Annotated in this window: 15 protein-coding genes and 3 riboswitches; of the genes, 5 read left to right on the top strand and 10 right to left on the bottom strand. The window is 72.3% G+C overall.

Annotation, left to right across the window (positions count from 1 at the left end; all coding sequences use genetic code 11):
- Nucleotides 1-17 precede the first annotated feature (17 nt).
- From ACQPYA_RS18435 to iolC, 5 genes are read right to left on the bottom strand one after another with little or no spacing between them, the layout of a single operon-like run.
- On the bottom strand, nucleotides 18-1,514 hold the full coding sequence (locus ACQPYA_RS18435) for a CoA-acylating methylmalonate-semialdehyde dehydrogenase (RefSeq protein WP_433528328.1): 1,497 nt from the start codon (nucleotides 1,512-1,514) through the stop codon (nucleotides 18-20).
- Nucleotides 1,515-1,525: 11 nt separating this feature from the next.
- Entirely contained in the window at nucleotides 1,526-3,391 is a 1,866-nt protein-coding gene (iolD, locus tag ACQPYA_RS18440; RefSeq protein WP_433528329.1) for a 3D-(3,5/4)-trihydroxycyclohexane-1,2-dione acylhydrolase (decyclizing), read from the bottom strand.
- Nucleotides 3,388-4,236, bottom strand: a complete 849-nt coding sequence (iolB, locus tag ACQPYA_RS18445) for a 5-deoxy-glucuronate isomerase (RefSeq protein ID WP_433528330.1) — start codon at nucleotides 4,234-4,236, stop codon at nucleotides 3,388-3,390. The genes iolD and iolB overlap by 4 nt, the downstream gene beginning before the upstream one ends.
- The gene (locus ACQPYA_RS18450) at nucleotides 4,233-5,132 is read right to left on the bottom strand and encodes a Cgl0159 family (beta/alpha)8-fold protein (protein ID WP_433528331.1); all 900 of its coding nucleotides are present in this window, start codon (nucleotides 5,130-5,132) and stop codon (nucleotides 4,233-4,235) included. Before ACQPYA_RS18450 ends, iolB begins: the two co-directional genes overlap by 4 nt.
- Entirely contained in the window at nucleotides 5,125-6,072 is a 948-nt protein-coding gene (iolC, locus tag ACQPYA_RS18455; RefSeq protein WP_433528332.1) for a 5-dehydro-2-deoxygluconokinase, read from the bottom strand. Before iolC ends, ACQPYA_RS18450 begins: the two co-directional genes overlap by 8 nt.
- A 197-nt stretch (nucleotides 6,073-6,269) precedes the next feature.
- Between iolC and ACQPYA_RS18460 the strand changes: the two genes are divergently transcribed.
- Both ACQPYA_RS18460 and ACQPYA_RS18465 read left to right on the top strand, forming a co-directional pair.
- Nucleotides 6,270-7,007 carry a GntR family transcriptional regulator gene (locus ACQPYA_RS18460; RefSeq protein ID WP_433528333.1) on the top strand — a complete coding sequence of 246 codons (738 nt, stop codon included), beginning with the start codon at nucleotides 6,270-6,272 and terminating at the stop codon, nucleotides 7,005-7,007.
- A gap of 115 nt (nucleotides 7,008-7,122) precedes the next feature.
- On the top strand, nucleotides 7,123-7,794 hold the full coding sequence (locus ACQPYA_RS18465) for a DNA alkylation repair protein (protein WP_433528334.1): 672 nt from the start codon (nucleotides 7,123-7,125) through the stop codon (nucleotides 7,792-7,794).
- Between the two features lie 53 nt (nucleotides 7,795-7,847).
- Here ACQPYA_RS18465 and metE read toward each other — a convergent pair whose 3' ends face one another.
- The 4 genes from metE to ACQPYA_RS18485 form a co-directional block, all read right to left on the bottom strand.
- Nucleotides 7,848-10,085, bottom strand: a complete 2,238-nt coding sequence (gene metE / locus ACQPYA_RS18470) for a 5-methyltetrahydropteroyltriglutamate--homocysteine S-methyltransferase (RefSeq protein WP_433528335.1) — start codon at nucleotides 10,083-10,085, stop codon at nucleotides 7,848-7,850.
- A gap of 111 nt (nucleotides 10,086-10,196) precedes the next feature.
- A riboswitch (cobalamin riboswitch) is annotated at nucleotides 10,197-10,408 on the bottom strand.
- An 89-nt stretch (nucleotides 10,409-10,497) separates the two neighbouring features.
- Nucleotides 10,498-11,556, bottom strand: coding sequence for a ribonucleotide-diphosphate reductase subunit beta (locus tag ACQPYA_RS18475; RefSeq protein ID WP_433528336.1), 1,059 nt, complete (start codon nucleotides 11,554-11,556; stop codon nucleotides 10,498-10,500).
- Nucleotides 11,547-13,922: a ribonucleoside-diphosphate reductase subunit alpha gene (locus ACQPYA_RS18480; protein WP_433528337.1), complete on the bottom strand. Its 2,376-nt coding sequence runs from the start codon at nucleotides 13,920-13,922 to the stop codon at nucleotides 11,547-11,549. The genes ACQPYA_RS18475 and ACQPYA_RS18480 overlap by 10 nt, the downstream gene beginning before the upstream one ends.
- 136 nt (nucleotides 13,923-14,058) lie before the next feature.
- Nucleotides 14,059-14,266: riboswitch (cobalamin riboswitch) on the bottom strand.
- A 62-nt stretch (nucleotides 14,267-14,328) separates the two neighbouring features.
- Nucleotides 14,329-14,964: a histidine phosphatase family protein gene (locus ACQPYA_RS18485; protein ID WP_433528338.1), complete on the bottom strand. Its 636-nt coding sequence runs from the start codon at nucleotides 14,962-14,964 to the stop codon at nucleotides 14,329-14,331.
- 81 nt (nucleotides 14,965-15,045) lie between these two features.
- A riboswitch (cobalamin riboswitch) is annotated at nucleotides 15,046-15,185 on the top strand.
- Between the two features lie 31 nt (nucleotides 15,186-15,216).
- Here ACQPYA_RS18485 and ACQPYA_RS18490 point away from each other — a divergent pair.
- From ACQPYA_RS18490 to ACQPYA_RS18500, 3 genes are read left to right on the top strand one after another with little or no spacing between them, the layout of a single operon-like run.
- Entirely contained in the window at nucleotides 15,217-15,435 is a 219-nt protein-coding gene (locus ACQPYA_RS18490; RefSeq protein ID WP_433528339.1) for a CbtB domain-containing protein, read from the top strand.
- A 17-nt stretch (nucleotides 15,436-15,452) separates the two neighbouring features.
- The gene (locus tag ACQPYA_RS18495; RefSeq protein WP_433528340.1) at nucleotides 15,453-16,217 is read left to right on the top strand and encodes a CbtA family protein; all 765 of its coding nucleotides are present in this window, start codon (nucleotides 15,453-15,455) and stop codon (nucleotides 16,215-16,217) included.
- On the top strand, nucleotides 16,218-16,991 hold the full coding sequence (locus tag ACQPYA_RS18500; protein ID WP_433528341.1) for a cobalt-precorrin-6A reductase: 774 nt from the start codon (nucleotides 16,218-16,220) through the stop codon (nucleotides 16,989-16,991). It abuts the gene before it with no gap.
- On the opposite strand, the gene ACQPYA_RS18505 is transcribed toward ACQPYA_RS18500, so the two are convergent.
- A complete protein-coding gene (locus ACQPYA_RS18505; protein ID WP_433528342.1) occupies nucleotides 16,979-18,493 on the bottom strand; it encodes a precorrin-2 C(20)-methyltransferase in 1,515 nt (504 codons plus the stop codon). The genes ACQPYA_RS18500 and ACQPYA_RS18505 overlap by 13 nt on opposite strands.
- Nucleotides 18,494-18,495: the final 2 nt, after the last annotated feature.

Below are 18,495 nucleotides of genomic sequence, written 5' to 3' on the forward strand. Positions count from 1 at the left end.
TTGCGGATGTGCCGCCATCAACTGGCGGTCGGGAAGTGGTAGCTGGCCGCCACCGGGCGCGCAACCTGCGGCCACCGTGAGGTGACGACCTTGGCCCGCGTGTAGAAGCGGACGCCTTCGGGCCCGTGGATGTGGGATTCGCCGAAGAGCGAGTCCTTCCATCCGCCGAAGGAGTGGTATGCCATCGGCACCGGGATCGGGACGTTGACCCCGATCATCCCGACGGTGACCTCGCGCTGGAACCGGCGCGCCGATTCCCCGCTGGAGGTGAAGACCGCCGTGCCGTTGCCGTAGGGATTGGTGTTGATCAGTGCGATCGCCTCGTCGAGGGTGTCCACCCGGGTGACGACGAGGACGGGGCCGAAGATCTCCGCGCGGTAGGCGTCCATCTCGGCGGTGACGTGGTCCAGGACGGTGGGCCCCACGAAGAATCCGTCCTCGTGGCCGGGCACCACCAGGTCCCGCCCGTCGACCACGAGCGTCGCGCCCTGCGCCGCGCCCGAGTCGATGTAGCCGACGACGCGCTCCCGGGCCTCCCGGGTGACCAGCGGACCCATCTCGCTCGCCCCGTCGCGGCCCGGCCCGACCCGGACGGTGGCGGCCCGGTCCCGGAGGATCTCGATCAGGGCGTCTCCCGCCGTGCCGACGGCGACGGCCGCGGAGATCGCCATGCAGCGCTGGCCGGCCGAGCCGAACGCGGCGGCGGTCAGGTGGTTGGCGGCGAACTCCAGGTCGGCGTCGGGCAGGACGACCGCGTGGTTCTTGGCGCCGCCGAGGGCCTGGACCCGCTTGCCGGCCGCCGAGGCGCGGCCGTGGATGTACCGCGCGATCGGGGTGGAGCCCACGAACGACACGGCGGCCACCTGCTCGGCGTCGAGCAGCGCGTCGACGGCCGTCCGGTCGCCGTGCACGACGTTGAACACGCCGCCGGGCAGCCCGGCCTCCGCCCACAGCTCGGCGACGAGCATCGACGCGGACGGGTCACGCTCGGAGGGTTTGAGCACGAAGGTGTTTCCGCAGGCGATCGCCACCGGGTGCATCCAGCACGGCACCATCACCGGGAAGTTGAACGGGGTGATGCCGGCGACCACGCCGAGGGGCTGGCGGAAGCTGTACGAGTCCACACCGGTCGACACCTGGTCGGAGTAGTCGCCCTTGAGCAGCTGCGGGATGCCGCAGGCGAACTCGATGACCTCCAGCCCCCGCTGGACCTCGCCGCGAGCGTCGGAGAGCACCTTGCCGTGTTCGTCGGAGACGATCGCGGCCAGGTCGTCCATGCGGGCGTTGACGAGTTCGCGGAACGCGAACAGCACCGAGGTTCGCTTCGACAGCGACGCCTCGCTCCACTCCTCGAACGCGGTCGCCGCCACGGACACCGCGCGTTGCACGTCGGCGGCGTCGGCGAGCAGCACCCGGGCCTGTTGCCGGCCGGTCGCCGGGTCCCACACCGCGGCGGTCCGGGTGGCGGAGCCGGGGGTCGCGGCGCCGCCGATCCAATGCGGGATGGTCTTCATCTCTGCCTTCTTCACAGGTAGCCGCGCTGGGCCTGCTTGGCCCGCGCGTACTCGGCTCGGGCCTCGCGGGTGCTCTCCAGGGCAGCGGTCTCGGCGACCGGCACGTCCCACCACGCCTCGCTCTCCGGCGCGCCGGCGAGCGGGTCGACGTCCACGTGCACGACGGTGGTGTGCTCCGACGCTCGGGCCTCGACCAGCGCCGCGCGCAGCTCGTCGACGGTACGGGCGCGCAGCACCCGGGCCCCGAGGCTCTCGGCGTTCGCGGCGAGGTCGACCGGCAGGACGTCGCCGTCGAGCCGACCGGACTCGCCGCGGTAGCGGTACGCCGTGCCGAAGCGCTGCGAACCGAGCGACTCCGAGAGCCGGCCGATCGAGGCGAACCCGTGGTTCTGCACCAGCACCACGACCAGCTTGATCCGCTCCTGCACCGCGGTCACCAGCTCCTGCGCCATCATCAGGTAGGAGCCGTCGCCGACGAGCACGAACACCTCGCGGTCCGGTGCGGCGAGCTTGACCCCGAGCCCACCGGCGATCTCGTACCCCATGCACGAGAAGCCGTACTCCACGTGGTAGCCCTTGGGGTCGCGGGTCCGCCACAGCTTGTGCAGATCGCCTGGCATCGAGCCGGCCGCGCAGACCACCACGTCGCGCGGCGCGGAGACCTCGTTGACCGCGCCCAGCACCTCCGACTGCGCCGGCAGCGGGCCGTTGCCGGCGTGGTAGGCGCGCTCGACCGTGTCGTCCCAGCGCCGCGCCAGTTTCCCGGCCCGCTCGCGGTAGCCGGCCCCGGCGCCCCAGCCGCGCAGCGCCGCGGTGAGCGCGTCGAGCGCCGAGCGGGCGTCGGCGACGACCGCGACGCCGGCATGCTTGGCCGCGTCGAAGGCGGCGACGTTGACGTTCACGAACCGCACGCCGGGGGCGGCGAACGCGGTACGCGACGCGGTGGTGAAGTCGCTCCAGCGGGTGCCGACGCCGAGGACGACGTCCGCCTCCCGGGCCAACGCGTTCGCCGCGGTGCTGCCGGTGGCGCCGAGGGCACCGACGCTCAGCGGGTGGTCGTAGCGCAGCGAGCCCTTGCCCGCCTGCGTCTCCGCGACCGGGATGCCGGTCGCCTCGGCGAAGCGCCGCAACGCCTCGGTCGCCTCGGCGTAGATCACGCCGCCACCCGCGACGATCAGCGGTCGCCGCGCCGCGCGCAGCACCTGCGCGGCGCGGGCGATCGCGGCCGGTTCGGGCGCCGGGCGGGCGACGTGCCAGACCCGGGTCGCGAAGAGTTCGTCCGGCCAGTCGAACGCCTGGGCCTGGACATCCTGCGGCAGCGCGAGCGTCACCGCGCCGGTCTCGGCCGGGTCGGTCAGCACACGCATCGCGCCGAGCAGCGCGGCCGGCAACTGCTCGGGACGCCAGATCCGGTCGAAGAACCGCGACACCGGGCGGAACGCGTCGTTGACGCTGATGTCGTAGCCGCGCGGGTCCTCCAGCTCCTGGAGCACGGGGCTGGCGACCCGGGTGGCGAAGACGTCGCCGGGCAGCAGCAGCACCGGCAGGCGGTTGACGGTGGCGAGCGCGGCGCCGGTGACCATGTTGGTCGCTCCGGGGCCGATCGACGACGTGCAGGCCAGCGCCGACAGCCGGTTGCGCATGCGGGCGAAGCCGGCGGCGGCGTGCACCATGCCCTGTTCGTTGCGGGCCTGGTGATAGGGCAGCGCGCCCGGCGTGGCCAGCTCGGCTTCGAGCAGCGCCTGCCCGATGCCGGCGACGTTGCCGTGGCCGAAGATGCCGAAGCAGCCCTCGACGAGCTTGTGCTCGACGCCGTCGCGCTCGCTGCGCTGGGCGGCGAGGAACCGCACGATCGCCTGTCCGACGGTCAGTCTCATGATGCCCCTCCCATCGGGAGTCGTGGGTCGACGGGCTGGTCGGCCCAGGTGCCGCGGATCCACGCGTGCGCCGGGTCGTCGCAGATCAGCCAGGCGCGGTCACCCGGGCCGGCCATCACGTTGAGGTAGTAGAGGTCGTAGCCGGGCACGGCCATCGAGGGTCCGTGCCAGCCGTGCGGGATCAGCACGACGTCGCCGGTGCGCACCTCGGCGAGCACCTCGATCGGGCGCTCCGGTGTGCCGTACACCCGCTGGTAGGCCATGCCGTCATCGCGTACCTCGAAGTAGTAGATCTCTTCCAGGACCGACTCGCCGGGCCGTTCCTGGTCGTGCTTGTGCGGCGGGTACGACGACCAGTTGCCCGACGGGGTCAGCACCTCGCAGGCGATCAGCCGGTCCGCGTCGAGCACGCCGGGTGTCGCGAAGTTGTGCACCTGGCGCGAGGCGGCGCCCGCGCCGCGCAGTTCGACCGGGATCTCCGTCGCCGGCACGTGGCGGAACGGCAGGCGGCGTCCGGCCCGAGCCGAGGCGAGGGCGAAGCGGCCCCCCGGCCCGCTGGCGATGGTCAGCGCGGTGTCCCGCGGCACGTAGGCGACGTCGCTCGGGCCGGCGAAGACGTCCGGCCGGCCGGCGAGGTCGGCCCGTTCGTCGTCGGCGGTGACGGTGCACGAGCCGGACAGCGGCAGGACCACCAGCTCGTCCGGGCCGGTGTCGCACTGCCAGCGCTCGCCGGCGGCCAGCCGGACGACCCGCAGTCCGGAGAAGCCCCAGCCGGCCGATTCCGGTGAGATGTCCACGAGCAGCCGGTCGCCGGCGGGGCCGGCCGGCCGATGGCACGTGTTCATGCGGCCTCCGCGCGGCTCTCGGCCCGGACCAGCGACACGGCGGCGTCGACCGCGCCGGCCACGTCGCCGTCCTGCGGGTAGAGCAGGGCCCGGCCGACGACCAGGCCACGCACGCCCGGCAGGGCGAGCGCGGCGCGCCATCTCGCGTACGTCTCGTCGGGGTGGCCCGCCGGGTCGCCGCCGAGCAGCAGCGACGGCAGGGTGGTCGCCGCCATCACGGTCGCCATGTCCTCCACGACCGGGAGTTTCAGCCAGGTGTACGCGCTGGTGACGCCGAGCCCGCCGGCGATCGCGACCGACCGCACCACCGCGGCCGCGCTCAGATCGTTGACGACCCGGCCGTCGACCCGGCCCGCCAGGAACGGCTCGACCATCGCCATCACCTTGTGCGCGGCCAACTCGCTCACCGCCCGCCCGCTGGCCTCCAGTGTCGCCACGGTCCCCGGGTCGGCGGGGTCGATGCGGGTCAGCATCTTGCCGCCGTCGAAGCCCATCGCCGCGATGGTGGCCGCGTCGTACGCGGTGAAGCGGTCGTCCAGTTCGAACGCGGCACCCTGTAGGCCGCCCCGGTTCATCGATCCGATGACGATCTTGTCGTCCAGCGCGCCGAGCAGGAGCAGGTCTTCGAGGATGTCCGGCGTGCCGAGCACCCCGTCGACGCCCGGCCGGTCGAGCGCGACGACCAGCCGGCGGAGCAGGTCACCACGGTCGCCCATCGCATCGGTCACCGCCCGCACGCCCAGCGCGCCCCGTGCGGGATGGTCGGCGGCGACGAGCATCAGGCGCCCGTCGGGACCGAGCAGCGGCCGGCGTCGGCGCGCGGCGGCGGCCTCGGCGATCGCCTCGGGGCGACCCGCACGCAGGTCACGGATCCGGTCCAGATTCAGCTCAGGCATGACTCACCTCGAGAAACCTCTCCACCTCGGCGGTGGTCGGCATCGCGGTGGAGCACTCCAGCCGCGAGGCGACGATGGCTCCGGCCGCGTTGGCGAAGCGCAGGATGCGGTCGAGCGGCCAACCGGCGAGCAGCCCGTGGCAGAGGGCGCCACCGAACCCGTCGCCGGCGCCGAGCCCGTTGAGCACGTCGATCTTCGCCGGGGTCACCTCCACGGTTTCGGTGCGGCTGCGGCCGAGCACGCCCTTGGGGCCCCGCTTGACGACGGCCAGCTCGACGCCCGCGTCGAGGAGGGCCTCGGCGGCCCGGTGCGGGTCGCGTTCACCGGTGGCCACCGCGCACTCGTCCAGGTTGCCGACCGCGACGGTGACGGCCCGCAGCGCCCGCCGGACCTCGGTGCGCGCGGCGTTCTCGGACGGCCAGAACATCGGCCGGTAGTCCAGGTCCAGGACGGTCAGCGGGACCCGGCCGCGGGCCGCCCAGGCGGCGTGGTGCGCCGCCCGGCTGGGTTCCTGCGACAGGCCGGTGACGGTGGCCCAGAAGACCGCGGCGGCGCTGATCGCCGCGGGGTCGAGCTCCTCCGGCGCGATGGCCAGATCGGGCGCGGTGGGCTGGCGGTAGAAGTACAGCGGGAAGTCGTCGGGCGGGAAGATCTCGCAGAAGGTCACCGGCGTCGGCAGCCCGGCGACGGCGGTGACGAAGCGGTCGTCCACCCCCAGCTCGCCGAGGGCACGGTGGACGAACCGGCCGAACGGGTCGTCGCCGGTGCGCGTGATCACCGCCGTACGGCGTCCGTGCCGGGCGGCGGCGACGGCCACATTGGTCGCGCTGCCGCCGAGGAACTTGCCGAACGTGGTCACGTCCGCAAGGCCGACCCCGACCTGGAGCGGGTAGATGTCCACCCCCACCCGGCCCATCGTGATCACGTCAAATGCGTCCACTGCCTGCCTCGACCTCCCTCGCCGGTGCTCGCCACCGCGCCGTCGGAACGTTGCCGGCATGTTGCCCCCGTGTGTCCCGGCGGTGCCAGAAAGCGTGAGCGCCGCCGGGCGCGAAGTCAACAGTTTGTCTTGACATTAAGTTCAAGCCGGTGACAAACTGCGGCGATTGTCAGCACACATCGCCGGGGAGGTGCACCGTGCCCGTGCCGCGCATCGAGATCGACAGGTCAAGCCCGGTGCCGTTGTACTTCCAGATCAGCCGCCGCCTCGAAGAGGCGGTCGACGACGGCGATCTCACCCCGGGCGAACGACTGCCGAACGAGATCGAGTTCGCGGAGCTGCTCGCCATCTCACGGCCGACCATGCGCCGGGCCCTCGACGAGCTGGTCGAGAAGGGCCTGCTGACCCGCAAGCAGGGCGTCGGCACCAGGGTCGCCAACGCCCAGGTCCGCCGCCGCGTCGCGCTCACCAGCCTGCACGACGACCTCACCACCGCCGGCCGCCACCCACAGACGCAGGTGCTGGCCTTCGATACCGCCTGCGTCGACCGGCACGCCGCCCGCTCGCTCGGCCTGCCCGGCGACGAGCCCGTCGTGCACTGCGAACGCCTGCGGCTGGCCGACGGCCGTCCGCTCGCCATCCTGCGCAACTGGCTGCCCGCCCGGTTCGACGACATCACCGCCGGCGAGCTGGAGACCACCGGGTTGTATCAGTTGCTGGGCCAGCGCAACGGCCGCCCCGCGGTGGCGAAGCAGCGCATCACCGCCGTCCCGGCCGGCGCCCCGGAGGCGAAGCTGCTCGGCACCAAGCGCAACGCGCCGCTCATCAGCATGCAGCGGACCGCGTTCGACGCCGCGGGGCACGCGGTCGAGTTCGCCGACAACCTCTACCGCGCGGACCTCTACGCGATCGAGGTGACCGTCTACAACCGCTGACGTCCACCGGACCCGATCCCCGTCCCGACCAGCAGTCGCCTGCGGTTGCTGGTCAGCTGACACGCCGCGTCTTCTCGTAGGCTGAACCCATCGCGTGACGGCCAGGAGGTTTGAGGTGGCGGAGACGACGGTGGCCGAGGTGATGGCCGAACTGGCCGCACTGGAGGACCCGAGGACGCGCGAGGTGAACCGGAGGCACGGCGACGACCACGGGGTGAACCTCGGCATGCTGCGCGCGCTCGCGAAGCGGCTCAAGACGCAGCAGGAGCTGGCGGGGCAGCTCTGGCGGACGGATGACGCCGCGGCGAGACTGCTGGCGATCCTGATCTGCCGCCCGAAGGCGTTCGAGCGTCAGGAGCTGGACGTCATGCTGCGCGAGGCACGCACCCCCAAGGTGCACGACTGGCTCGTGAACTACGTGGTGAAGAAGAGCCCGCACGCCGAGGAGCTGCGCCGGGCCTGGTTCGCCGATCCGGATCCGGTGGTCGCGAGCGCCGGCTGGGCGCTGACCACCGAACGTGTCGCCAGGAGGCCCGAGGGCCTCGACCTGGCGGGGCTGCTGGACATCATCGAGGCGCAGATGAAGGACGCCCCGGATCGCCTCCAGTGGGCGATGAACCACTGCCTGGCTCAGATCGGGATCGAGCACACCGGGCACCGCGACCGCGCGATCGACATCGGTGAGCGCCTGGAGGTGTTGAAGGACTACCCGACTTCCCCGGGCTGCACGTCCCCCTTCGCGCCCACCTGGATCAACGAGATCGTGCGCCGGCAACAGGGCAGATAGAACGCCGCCACGCCGGGCGGTCCCCTGCGACGGGACCGCCCGGCGTGGCGATGTCAGCTTCCGCGTACCTCGGCGGCGGCTGCCACCAGGTGCCGCAGGGACGCCTCGACCTCGGAGTAGCCGCGGGTCTTCAGGCCGCAGTCCGGGTTCACCCAGAGCCGCCGGGCCGGCACGGCCGCGACGGCCCGGCGCAGCGCCTCGACCACCTCGTCACGCGGCGGGACCCGGGGCGAGTGGATGTCCCACACCCCGGGGCCGACACCCCGGCCGTAGCCGATCGCGGCGAGGTCGTCGAGGACCTCCATCTTGGAGCGGGACGCTTCGATGCTGGTGACGTCGGCGTCGAGGGCGTCGATGGCGGTGATCACCTCGCCGAACTCGGAGTAGCACAGGTGGGTGTGGATCTGGGTGTCGTCGGCGACGCCGCTGGTGGCCAGCCGGAACGCGCCGACGGCCCAGTCCAGGTACGCCTCCTGGTCGGCCCGACGCAGCGGCAGCGTCTCCCGCAGCGCCGGCTCGTCGACCTGAATGACCCGGATCCCGGCGGACTCCAGGTCGTGGCACTCGTCGCGCAGGGCGAGCGCGACCTGGTCGGCGGTGTCCGCCAGCGGCTGGTCGGCGCGGACGAACGACCAGGCCAGGATGGTGACCGGGCCGGTGAGCATGCCCTTGACCGGCTTGCTGGTCAGCGACTGCGCGTAGGTGGACCAGTCGACCGTCATCGGCGCCCTGCGCGCCACGTCGCCGTAGATGATCGGCGGGCGTACGCAGCGGGAGCCGTAGGACTGCACCCAGCCGTGTTCGGTGGCGGCGAAGCCGTCGAGCTGCTCCCCGAAGTACTGCACCATGTCGTTGCGTTCCGGCTCGCCGTGCACCAGCACATCCAGGCCCAGCTCCTCCTGGAGCCGGATGACGTGCTCCACCTCGGCCCGCATCCTCGACGTGTAGCCGGCCTCGTCGAGGCTGCCCGCGCGGTGTGCGGCGCGGGCCCGGCGCAGCTCGGTGGTCTGCGGGAACGACCCGATAGTGGTGGTCGGCAGCTCCGGCAGTCCCAGCCGGTCCTGCTGGCGGGCGGCCCGGGTGGGGTAGTCGCCGCGTTGCCGGTCGGTGGGGCGCAGCGCGGCGAGGCGTCCACGGACGTCGTCGTGACGCCAGGCCGCCGGGGTGGCCGGCAGTGGTGCGGGCAGCACGGTGGTGCCGTCGCGCAGCGCGCGGCCGAGCAGGACGACCTCGTCGACCTTCTGCCGGGCGAACGCGAGCCGCTCGGACAACTCGGGGTCGAGGCGGGTCTCGGCGGTCAGGTCGACCGGGACGTGCAGCAGCGAACAGGAGGTGGCGACGGCGACCTGGTCGGCGAGCCCGGCGACCGTCGCGCCGGCCGCCACGGCGGCCCGCAGGTCGGTGCGCCAGATGTTGCGGCCGTCGACCAGGCCGGCGACGATGACCTTGCTCCCCAGCGGGCCGGCGGCGGCGAGCCGGTTGAGGTTGCCCGATCCGGCGACCAGGTCCAGGCCGATGGCCTCGACCGGGGTGTCCAGCAGGGCCGGCAGCGCGTCACCGAGTTCACCGAAATAGGTGGCGACGAAGATCTGCGGCCGGTGCGCCAGCTCACCGAGCCGGGTGTAGGCGCGGCGCAGCGCGTCGATCTCGGCCGGGCTGCGGTCGGCCACGTAGGCGGGCTCGTCCAGCTGCACCCAGGCCACTCCCGCCTCGGCCAGCGCGGTGAGAATCTGGGCGTACGTCCCGACCAGGTCGTCGAGGCGGGCGAACGGGTCGTCGCCCTTGGCCAGCAGCAGGAAGGTGGCCGGCCCGACCAGCACCGGCCGGGTGGCGATGCCCAGGTCGCGGGCCTCGGCGTACTCGCCCAGCGCCTTCGCGGGGTTCGCGGCGAAGACGGTGTCGGCGGCGATCTCCGGCACCAGGTAGTGGTAGTTGGTGTCGAACCACTTCGTCAGTTCCAGCGCCGGTTCGGCGTCGACACCGCGCGCCATCGCGAAGTAGGTGTCCAGCGCGGGCAGGCCCAGCCGGGCGAACCGGGTGGGGATCGCGCCGACCGCGACGGCGGTGTCGAGCACATGGTCGTAGTAGGAGAAGGTGTTCGACGGGATCGCGTCGAGGCGGGCGTCGCGCAGCGTCCGCCAGACCTCGGCCCGGAGCCCGGCGGCGGTGCGCTCCAGACCGTCGGCGTCGACGGTGCCGGCCCAGTACGCCTCGACGGCCTTCTTCAGCTCACGACTGGCGCCGATGCGCGGGTAACCGAGCACGGTGCTCTGACCAAATGCGGTGTTCACCAGGGGGTCCTTCCCTCGAAGCGCCCGGCGGCACGGGAGGGAAGGCGGGTACACCACGGGGTACCGGCTTCCGCCCTGGCCCTCCCGAGAGGCCGCCGGCGGCGCACACCGGCGGTGTGCGCAGCACTGGCAGGTCTTCGGACTCGTGGGCGTGACACCTGGTCGCCTACTGGCCGTCGCTTCCCAGACCTCGCGGTCCAGTGCTCTGTTGACGGCGGTCGTTCCCACTCACCGCTGCGGGGCAGTCCCGGTCTCGCACCGGGGTTCCCTCTTACGACGCCCCGCCCTCACGGACGGGACGAACCAGCACCACCGGCCATCGTACGGCCCCGGTGTGGGTTTCCGGGCCGGGTGTCCGCGAAGCGGGATCGCTGCTGTCCCGGACGGCCGGGCCGTCCGGGACAGCAGCCGGTCAGAAGTCGTCGTCGAAGCTGACCGAGCCGGTCACCCCGACCTGGTAGGCCGACACCCGCCGTTCGAAGAAGTTCGACAGCTCCTGCACGTCCTGCAACTCCATGAACGCGAACGGGTTCTTCGAGCCGTACACCGGCGCGATGCCGAGCATGGCCAGCCGCCGGTCGGCCACGTGCTGGAGGTACTCCCGCATGTCGGTCAGCGACATCCCGGAGACACCCTGTTCGAGCAGGTCGGCGGCGAACTGGACCTCGCACTCCACCGCCTCGGCCAGCATGTCCCTGACCTGCTGCTCCATCTCGGCGTCGAAGAGGTCCGGCTCCTCGGCGCGCACGGTGTCCACCACGTCGAAGGCGAAGGCCATGTGCATGGACTCGTCACGGAACACCCAGTTGGTGCCCGAGGCGAGGCCGTGCAGCACGCCCCGGGAACGCAGGAAGTACACGTACGCGAAGGCGCCGTAGAAGAACAGACCTTCGATGCAGGCGGCGAAGCAGATCAGGTTGAGCAGGAACGCCCGCCGCTCCTCCCGCGTCGTCAACTCCCGCAGCTCGAAGACCGAGTCGATCCACTTGAAGCAGAACTCGGCCTTGCGGGCGATCGACGGGATGTTCTCCACCGCCGCGAACGCCTCGAACCGTTCCCGCTCGTCCGGCACGTAGGTGTCCAGCAGGTTCAGGTAGAACTGGACGTGCACCGCCTCCTCGAAGAGTTGCCGGGAAAGATAGAGCCGGCCCTCCGGGGAGTTGATGTGCTGGTAGAGGTTGAGCACGAGGTTGTTGGCGACGATGGTGTCACCGGTGGCGAAGAACGCGACCAGCCGGGACACCAGATGCTGCTCGGCCGGGGAGAGCTTGGCCAGGTCGGCGAGGTCGGAGTGCAGGTCGACCTCCTCGACGGTCCAGGTGTTCTTGATCGCGTCCTTGAACCGGTCGAAGAACTGCGGGTAGCGCATCGGCCGCAGGGTCAGGTCCATCCCGGGGTCGAGCAGCATCCGCCGCTCCCCCGTGCTGACGCCGGTGCTGGTGCTGGATTCGGAAACGGTGGTCACTGGCATGCCTCGCAGCTTTCGGGGTTCTCCAGGGAGCAGGCCAGCGCCTCGTCGGCGCTGACCGCGACGATCGGCCTGACGGCCGGGGTGACCGCGACGGTGGCCTGCTGGATGCGGGTCGCGGGACGCGAGCGCAGGTAGTAGGTGGTCTTCAGCCCGGACTTCCAGGCGTACAGGTACATCGAGGAGAGCTTGCCGATGGTCGGCGCGCTCATGAACAGGTTCAGCGACTGCGACTGGTCGATGAACGGGGCGCGGGCCGCCGCCAGGTCGATCAGCGACCGCTGCGGCAGCTCCCAGGCGGTGCGGAACAGCTCCCGCACGTCCGCGGGCAGTTCGGCGATCGCCTGCACCGACCCCTCGGCACGCTTGATCTGCTCGCGGATCGGCGCCGTCCAGAGCCCTCGCGCCTTCAGCTCACGGACCAGATAGGTGTTGATCTGAAGGAACTCCCCCGACATCGTCTCCCGCTTGAACAGGTTGGACACCTGCGGCTCGATGCACTCGTAGCAGCCGGCGATCGAGGCGATCGTGGCGGTCGGCGCGATCGCGACCAGCAGCGAGTTCCGCAGGCCGTGGGTGGCGATCGTCTCGCGCAGCGCGGCCCACCGCTGCGCCTGCGTCACCTCCGCGCCCCAGAGGTCGGGGTGCAGCTCACCCTTTGCGGCGCGGGTTTCGGCGTACCCGGGATGCGGGCCGAACCGCTCGGCCAGCCCGGCCGAGGTCTCCAGCGCGGTCAGGAAGATCTCCTCCTGCACCCGGGTGGAGAGTTCCCGGGCCGGCGCCGAGTCGAAGGGCAGGCGCAGGGTGAACAGGGCGTCCTGCAACCCCATCAGTCCGAGCCCGACCGGCCGCCAGCGCGGGTTCGACACCGCCGTCTGCTCGGCCGGGTAGTAGTTGATGTCGATCACCCGGTCGAGGAAGACCACGGCGGTGCGTACGGTCGCGCGCAGCCGCTCCCAGTCGACGCCGTCGGCGCTGACGTGCGCCCCGAGGTTGATCGACCCGAGGTTGCAGACCGCGGTCTCGGTGTCGTTGTTGACCTCCAGGATCTCGGTGCACAGGTTCGACAGGTGGATGGTGTTGCCCGGCGCGCCGGTCTGGTTGGAGAGCCGGTTGGAGGCGTCCTTGAACGTCATCCACCCGTTGCCGGTCTGGGCGAGCGTGCGCATCATCCGCCCGTACAGGTCGCGGGCCTTGACCGTCTTGACGGCCTTCTTCTCGGCCGCCCGGTACGCCTCGTCGAACGCCTCGCCGAACAGGTCGGGCAGCTCGGGCGCGTCCGAGGGGTCGATCAGCGACCAGTCGCCGTCCGCCTCGACCCGCCGCATGAACTCGTCCGGAATCCAGTTGGCCAGGTTCAGGTTGTGCGTACGCCGGGAGTCCTCGCCGGTGTTGTCCCGCAGCTCCAGGAACTCCTCGATGTCCGGGTGCCACGGTTCCAGGTAGACGCAGGCCGCGCCCTTGCGACGGCCGCCCTGGTTGACCGCCGCCACCCCGGCGTCGAGCGTCTTGAGGAACGGCACGATCCCGTTCGACCTGCCGTTGGTGCCCCGGATCAGCGCGCCCCGGCCCCGCACCCGGGACCAGGAGATGCCGATCCCGCCGGAGAACTTCGACAGCTTCGCCACCTGGTGGTAGCGCTCGTAGATCGAGTCGAGTTCGTCGCGCGGCGAGTCGACCAGGAAGCACGACGACATCTGGGTGTGCCGGGTGCCGGAGTTGAACAGCGTCGGCGAGCTGGGCAGGTACGCCAGGCTGGACATCAGCCGGTAGAAGCCGATCGCCTCGCCGGGCGTCTGGGACAGGCCACACGCGACCCGCAGCAGCCAGTACTGCGGCGTCTCCACCACCAGGCGGGTCTCCGGGTGGCGCAGCAGGTACCGGTCCGCGACCGTCCGCAGCCCGAAGTACTCGAACCGCAGGTCACCCTCCGGGTCGATGGCGTCGTCCAGCTTGCGGGCGTTGCGGGCCACGAACGCCGCGGTGTCGTCGCCGATCAGGCCCAGTCCGTGCGCGTACCGGATGGACTGGCTGAAGCTCGCCACCTGCTGCCCGCGGACCTCCTTGTCCACGAACGCGGTCAGCAGCCGCGCCGCCAGCTTCGAGTACTGCGGCTCCTCGCCGATCAGCTCGGCCGCGGTCTGGATCGACAGCTTGTCCATCTCGGCGGTGGTGGCCCCGTCGTACAGGCCGCTGATCGTCTTCGTCGCCACCCGCAGCGGGTCGATCTCGTCCAGGTCGGCGACCCAGCGCTCCACCGCCTTGACGATCTTGTTGACGTCCACCGGCTCGGTGTCACCGTTGCGCTTGCGGACCTGCATGACGTGCCGGCGCTGCTCCGGCACCGCCTGCTCCTGGATCACCGTCATGTTCCCCCTCCTCACGCCTGTCCCCCAAGGTCGAGGGGAGCGCGGGAGGACGCCGCCGGCCACCCGGCAGCCGAGCTGCCGCAACTGACCAGCTGATGGCGTCGGCCGTCCCGCGCGGCCTTCGACCGCCGCACGCGACGCGTGCGGCGCGCTGGCAGGTCTTCGGACTCGTGGGCGTCCTGCTCGTGCCTACTGGCCGTCGCTTCCCGGACCTTGCCGGCCCAGTGCTCGTTGACGGCGGTCGTTCCCACTCACCGCTGCGGGGCAGCCCCGGATTCGCACCGGGTTCCCTCTTGCCTCGGCCGCCGTGGCTTGGCGGCCGAACCAGCTACGACCAACACCATATATGGGCACGGCACAGAGTTCGCAACACCAGATAATGTGTCGGGCGTGTCGCAGCTCAGGGTCACTCCGAACTAGCGTCAGGTGAGCGGGAAACGTGGCGAAGCCCACTGTGGCCCCGACGTCCCAGGTGGTCCAGCGGGGCCGCCGTGGTGCGCAGCGTCCAGCGCCCGGAGTCGCCGCGCAGCACGGTCCCGGTGAGCGGAGCGATGTCGATCCGCCAGAACGACGCCGGTCCGGCGCCGAGCGCGTTCACGACCAGGGCGCGGATCACCATCGGATGGGTGACCGCGACGAGCGCGCGGACGCTGCCGGGCACCTCGCGCAACCACCGGCCGCTCCGGTCGAGCAGGTCGTGCAGCGACTCGCCGCCGTGCGGGGCCGCCCCGCCGTCGGTCAGCCAACGCGCGACCTCGGCCGGCCGCTCGGCCACCAGGTCGTCCAGCGTACGACCGGCCCAGCGGCCGAGATCGGCGTCGCGCAACCCCTGGTCGACCGTCGGGGCGAGCCCGAGCGCGGCGGCGGTCTGCACACACCGCAACGCCGGTCCGCAGCGGACCTCGTCGGCCCGGGGCAGCAGGTGTGCCAGCGCGGTGGCGTCGGCCAGCCCGTGCGCGTCGAGCGGCTCGTCCCGGGGGAAGGCGACGGCCCGGGTGGCCGCGGTGGGCGCGTGGCTGACCAGCACCAGTCGCGTCCTCATGCCATCGGCCTCCGCCCGTCGGTGCCGGCCGGTTCCTGCCGCGCAGTCTGCGGATGGTGATCGTCGCGTTGACACTCCTGGCCAGCAGCCGTAGCGTCCGGGGCACAGCGACGGTAGGAGGAAGCCGGTGAGAATCCGGCACGGTCGCGCCACTGTAACCGGTCATGGGGTTCCGATCACATGTCCGCGAGTCAGACCCTCCCCCGTCGCCGAACCCGCTATGGGACGCGTGATCCCGAGGAGGTCGCTGTCATGGCTGACGTGTCACTACCCACCCCCGCCGCCGTACCGTTGCCGGCCGCCATCCCGTTGCGCCAGATCGCGCCCTGGGCCATCTTCGGCACGGTCCTCGCGGCCGTGCTGCTGTACTTCGTCGGCGTCGAACAGGGCGTGCTCGCCGTCTTCTCCGGCGAGACCGTGCACGAGTTCGTGCACGACGGCCGCCACCTGCTCGGCTTCCCGTGCCACTGAACGGGGCGACAGCAACCATGATGTCCGCACGCACGCTTCTCGTCCGGGGCATGCTCGTCGGTCTCGCCGCCGGTGCCGCCGCCTTCGTCTTCGCCATCCTCTTCGGTGAGGGCCCGGTCGGGCAGGCCATCGACTTCGAGTCCACCCAGGCCGCCGCCCACAGCCACGGCGAGGGCGACGAGCCCGAACTGGTCAGCCGCGCGATGCAGAGCACGGTCGGCCTGGCCACCGCCAGCCTGGTGTACGGTGTCGCGCTCGGCGGCCTGTTCGCCCTCGCCTTCGCGGTCGCGTACGGCCGGATCGGCCGCTTCACCCCCCGGGCGACCGCCGCGCTCGTCGCGCTCGGCGGCTTCGTGGCCGTCGCGCTCGTGCCGTTCCTCAAATATCCGGCCAACCCGCCGGCAACCGGTGACCCGGACACCCTCGGCCAGCGGACCGGGCTCTACTTCCTCATGATCGTCATCGGGGTGGCCGGCGCTCTCCTCGCCCTCCACCTCGGGCGTTGGCTCCGCCCCCGGCTCGGTGTCTGGAACGCCACCATCGCCGCCGTCGGCGGCTACGCGGTGCTCGTCGCCGTCATCCAGCTCGCCCTGCCGACGATCAGCGAGGTCCCGGACGGCTTCCCCGCCCTGGTGCTCTGGGAGTTCCGGCTCGCCTCGCTCGGCACCCAACTCGTCACCTGGACCGTGCTGGGGCTGCTCTTCGGCGCTCTCGTCGATCCCGGCACGAAGGCCCGTGCCGTCCCGGCGCAGCGGACCCCGGTCGCCGCCGACCGGTCCTAGGTGTCGAAGTCCCTGGCCGGCCGGCGGCGGGTGCTCATCCTCGGTGGTACCGCCGAGGCGCGTGCCCTCGCCGCCCGGCTCGCCGACCAGCCGGCGGTCGCGGTGGTCTCCTCGCTGGCCGGGCGGGTCGCCGATCCCCGCCTGCCGGTGGGCGAGGTACGCGTCGGTGGGTTCGGCGGCGTCGACGGCCTGGCCCGGTGGCTCAGCGCGCAGCACATCGACGTGGTGGTGGACGCCACCCACCCGTACGCGGCCCGGATGCGGGTCGCCGCCGTCGCTGCCGCCGACACCGCCGGCCTCGCCCATCTGCGTCTGGAGCGGCCGGGTTGGACGGCGCAGCCGGGCGACCGCTGGCACCGGGTACCCGACGTGCCGGCCGCGACCCGGACGCTGCCGGCGCTCGGGCGGCGGGTGCTGCTGACCACCGGCCGGCAGAGCCTTTCGGCGTTCCTGCCGCTGAGCGGGCTGTGGATCCTCGCGCGGGTCGTCGACGAGCCGCCCGAGCCGATTCCCGCCCACGTCCGGCTGCTGCGCAGTCGCGGCCCCTACACCCTGCGGGGCGAGCTGGACCTGATGCGGACCCATCGGATCGACGTGCTGGTGACCAAGAACAGCGGTGGCCCGCTGACCGAGGCCAAACTCGACGCCGCGCGGCGGCTCGGGCTTCCGGTGCTGATGATCGACCGGCCGGCCCCGGTCGCCTCCTCGACGACGGTCACCACCGTCGAGGAGGCGTTGCGCTGGCTCTCCGCGCTCCCGGCTCAGCCGGGATAGGTACGCGGGGTCCAGACCGCCACCGACCCGTCGCCTCTGCTGCTGACCCGGGTCGTCGACGAGCCGACGATGAGCAGGCAGCGCATGTCCACCGTGGCCGGGTCGAGATCGGCCAGCGTGGCGACGGTGACGGTCTCGCCGGCCCGGCCCACGTCCCGGGCGACCACCACGGGCGTCTTGGGGTCGCGGTGGCGCAGCAGCACGTCGCGGGCGACGCCGACCTGCCAGCGACGGCTGGCCGACGCCGGGTTGTACAGGGCCAGGACCAGGTCGGCCGCGGCGGCTGCGGCGAGCCGGGCCTCGATCACCGGCCACGGTTTGAGCCGGTCGGACAGGGACAGCACCGCGAAGTCGTGCCCGAGCGGAGCGCCGATCCGGCTCGCCGCGGCCTGCGCCGCGGTGAGGCCGGGCAGGACCCGCACCGGCACACCCGCGAAGCGGGACTCGGCGGTGGCCACCTCGTAGACGGCGCTGGCCATCGCGAAGACTCCGGGATCGCCGGAGGAGACGACCGCCACGCGGGCCCCGGCGAGCGCGAGTTCCAGGGCGTGGGCGGCCCGTTCGGTCTCCACCTGGTTGCCGGAGGTGTGCCGCTGCTGGCCGGGGCGCACCGGCACCCGGTCGACGTAGGGGCCGTAGCCCACCAGGTGCTCGGCCTCGCGCAGGGCACGGGCCACCTCCGGGGTGAGCCATCGTGGTCCGGCCGGGCCGAGCCCCACCACCACGACCTCCCCCACCGGCACCGGGTCCGGCCGCGGCGACGCGCCCCGGGCCGCGGCGCTGGTCGGGCTCGGCAGCAGGGCCAGGGAGAAGTACGGCACATCCTCGGCCGGCACCTCGGCCAGCGGAGTCTGCCGTCCCTGCGGCGAGGTGGCCCGCTCCACGTACCACGTCTCGGGTAGCCGGCCGGCGTCGAGCAGGGCGGCGCGCACGGTGTCGAAGGTCCGGCCCAGCTTGAGCACGGCGGCGGCGTCGGTGTCGGCGAGCCGCCGGGCGAGTTCCTCGGCCGGCAGCGTCCCGGGAAGGATGGTCAGCACCTCGTCGCGTTCGACCAGCGGCCGGCCGAGGACGGCGGAGGCGGCGCTGACCGAGGTGACACCGGGCACCACCTGGGCGGGGAACCGGTGCGCGAGGCGTTCGTGCAGGTACATGTAGGAGCCGTAGAACATCGGGTCGCCGGCGCAGAGCACCACCACGTCGCGGCCGGCGGCCAGATGCACGGCCAGCCGTTGCGCGCTGTCGTCGTAGAACTGGCGGATGACGCCCTCGTAGCCGGCCGGGTCGTCGGTGCCCTCGGTGGTGACCGGGTACACCAGCGGCTCGTGCAGATGGTCTTCGCGCAGCAGCCCGGCCGCGATGGAGCGGGCGATGCTGCGGCCGTGCCGGGCCGAGTAGTAGGCGATCACCTCGGTCTCGGCGATCAGGCGGGCGGCCTTGACCGTCAGCAGTTCCGGGTCGCCCGGTCCGACGCCGACGCCGTAGAGGGTGCCGGGCTGCGTCATCG

The organism is Micromonospora sp. CA-263727 (assembly GCF_050942455.1).
Taxonomy (GTDB): domain Bacteria; phylum Actinomycetota; class Actinomycetes; order Mycobacteriales; family Micromonosporaceae; genus Micromonospora.

What these genes read in the sequence shown, in the direction of transcription:
- ACQPYA_RS18495 (WP_433528340.1), top strand. Translation starts at nt 15,453, where the DNA reads ATGATGTCCGCACGCACGCTTCTCGTCCGGGGCATGCTCGTCGGTCTC.
- ACQPYA_RS18490 (WP_433528339.1), top strand. Translation starts at nt 15,217, where the DNA reads ATGGCTGACGTGTCACTACCCACCCCCGCCGCCGTACCGTTGCCGGCC.
- ACQPYA_RS18480 (WP_433528337.1), bottom strand. Translation starts at nt 13,922, where the DNA reads ATGACGGTGATCCAGGAGCAGGCGGTGCCGGAGCAGCGCCGGCACGTC.
- iolD (WP_433528329.1), bottom strand. Translation starts at nt 3,391, where the DNA reads ATGAGACTGACCGTCGGACAGGCGATCGTGCGGTTCCTCGCCGCCCAG.
- ACQPYA_RS18505 (WP_433528342.1), bottom strand. Translation starts at nt 18,493, where the DNA reads ATGACGCAGCCCGGCACCCTCTACGGCGTCGGCGTCGGACCGGGCGAC.
- ACQPYA_RS18450 (WP_433528331.1), bottom strand. Translation starts at nt 5,132, where the DNA reads ATGCCTGAGCTGAATCTGGACCGGATCCGTGACCTGCGTGCGGGTCGC.
- iolB (WP_433528330.1), bottom strand. Translation starts at nt 4,236, where the DNA reads ATGAACACGTGCCATCGGCCGGCCGGCCCCGCCGGCGACCGGCTGCTC.
- ACQPYA_RS18485 (WP_433528338.1), bottom strand. Translation starts at nt 14,964, where the DNA reads ATGAGGACGCGACTGGTGCTGGTCAGCCACGCGCCCACCGCGGCCACC.
- ACQPYA_RS18435 (WP_433528328.1), bottom strand. Translation starts at nt 1,514, where the DNA reads ATGAAGACCATCCCGCATTGGATCGGCGGCGCCGCGACCCCCGGCTCC.
- ACQPYA_RS18475 (WP_433528336.1), bottom strand. Translation starts at nt 11,556, where the DNA reads ATGCCAGTGACCACCGTTTCCGAATCCAGCACCAGCACCGGCGTCAGC.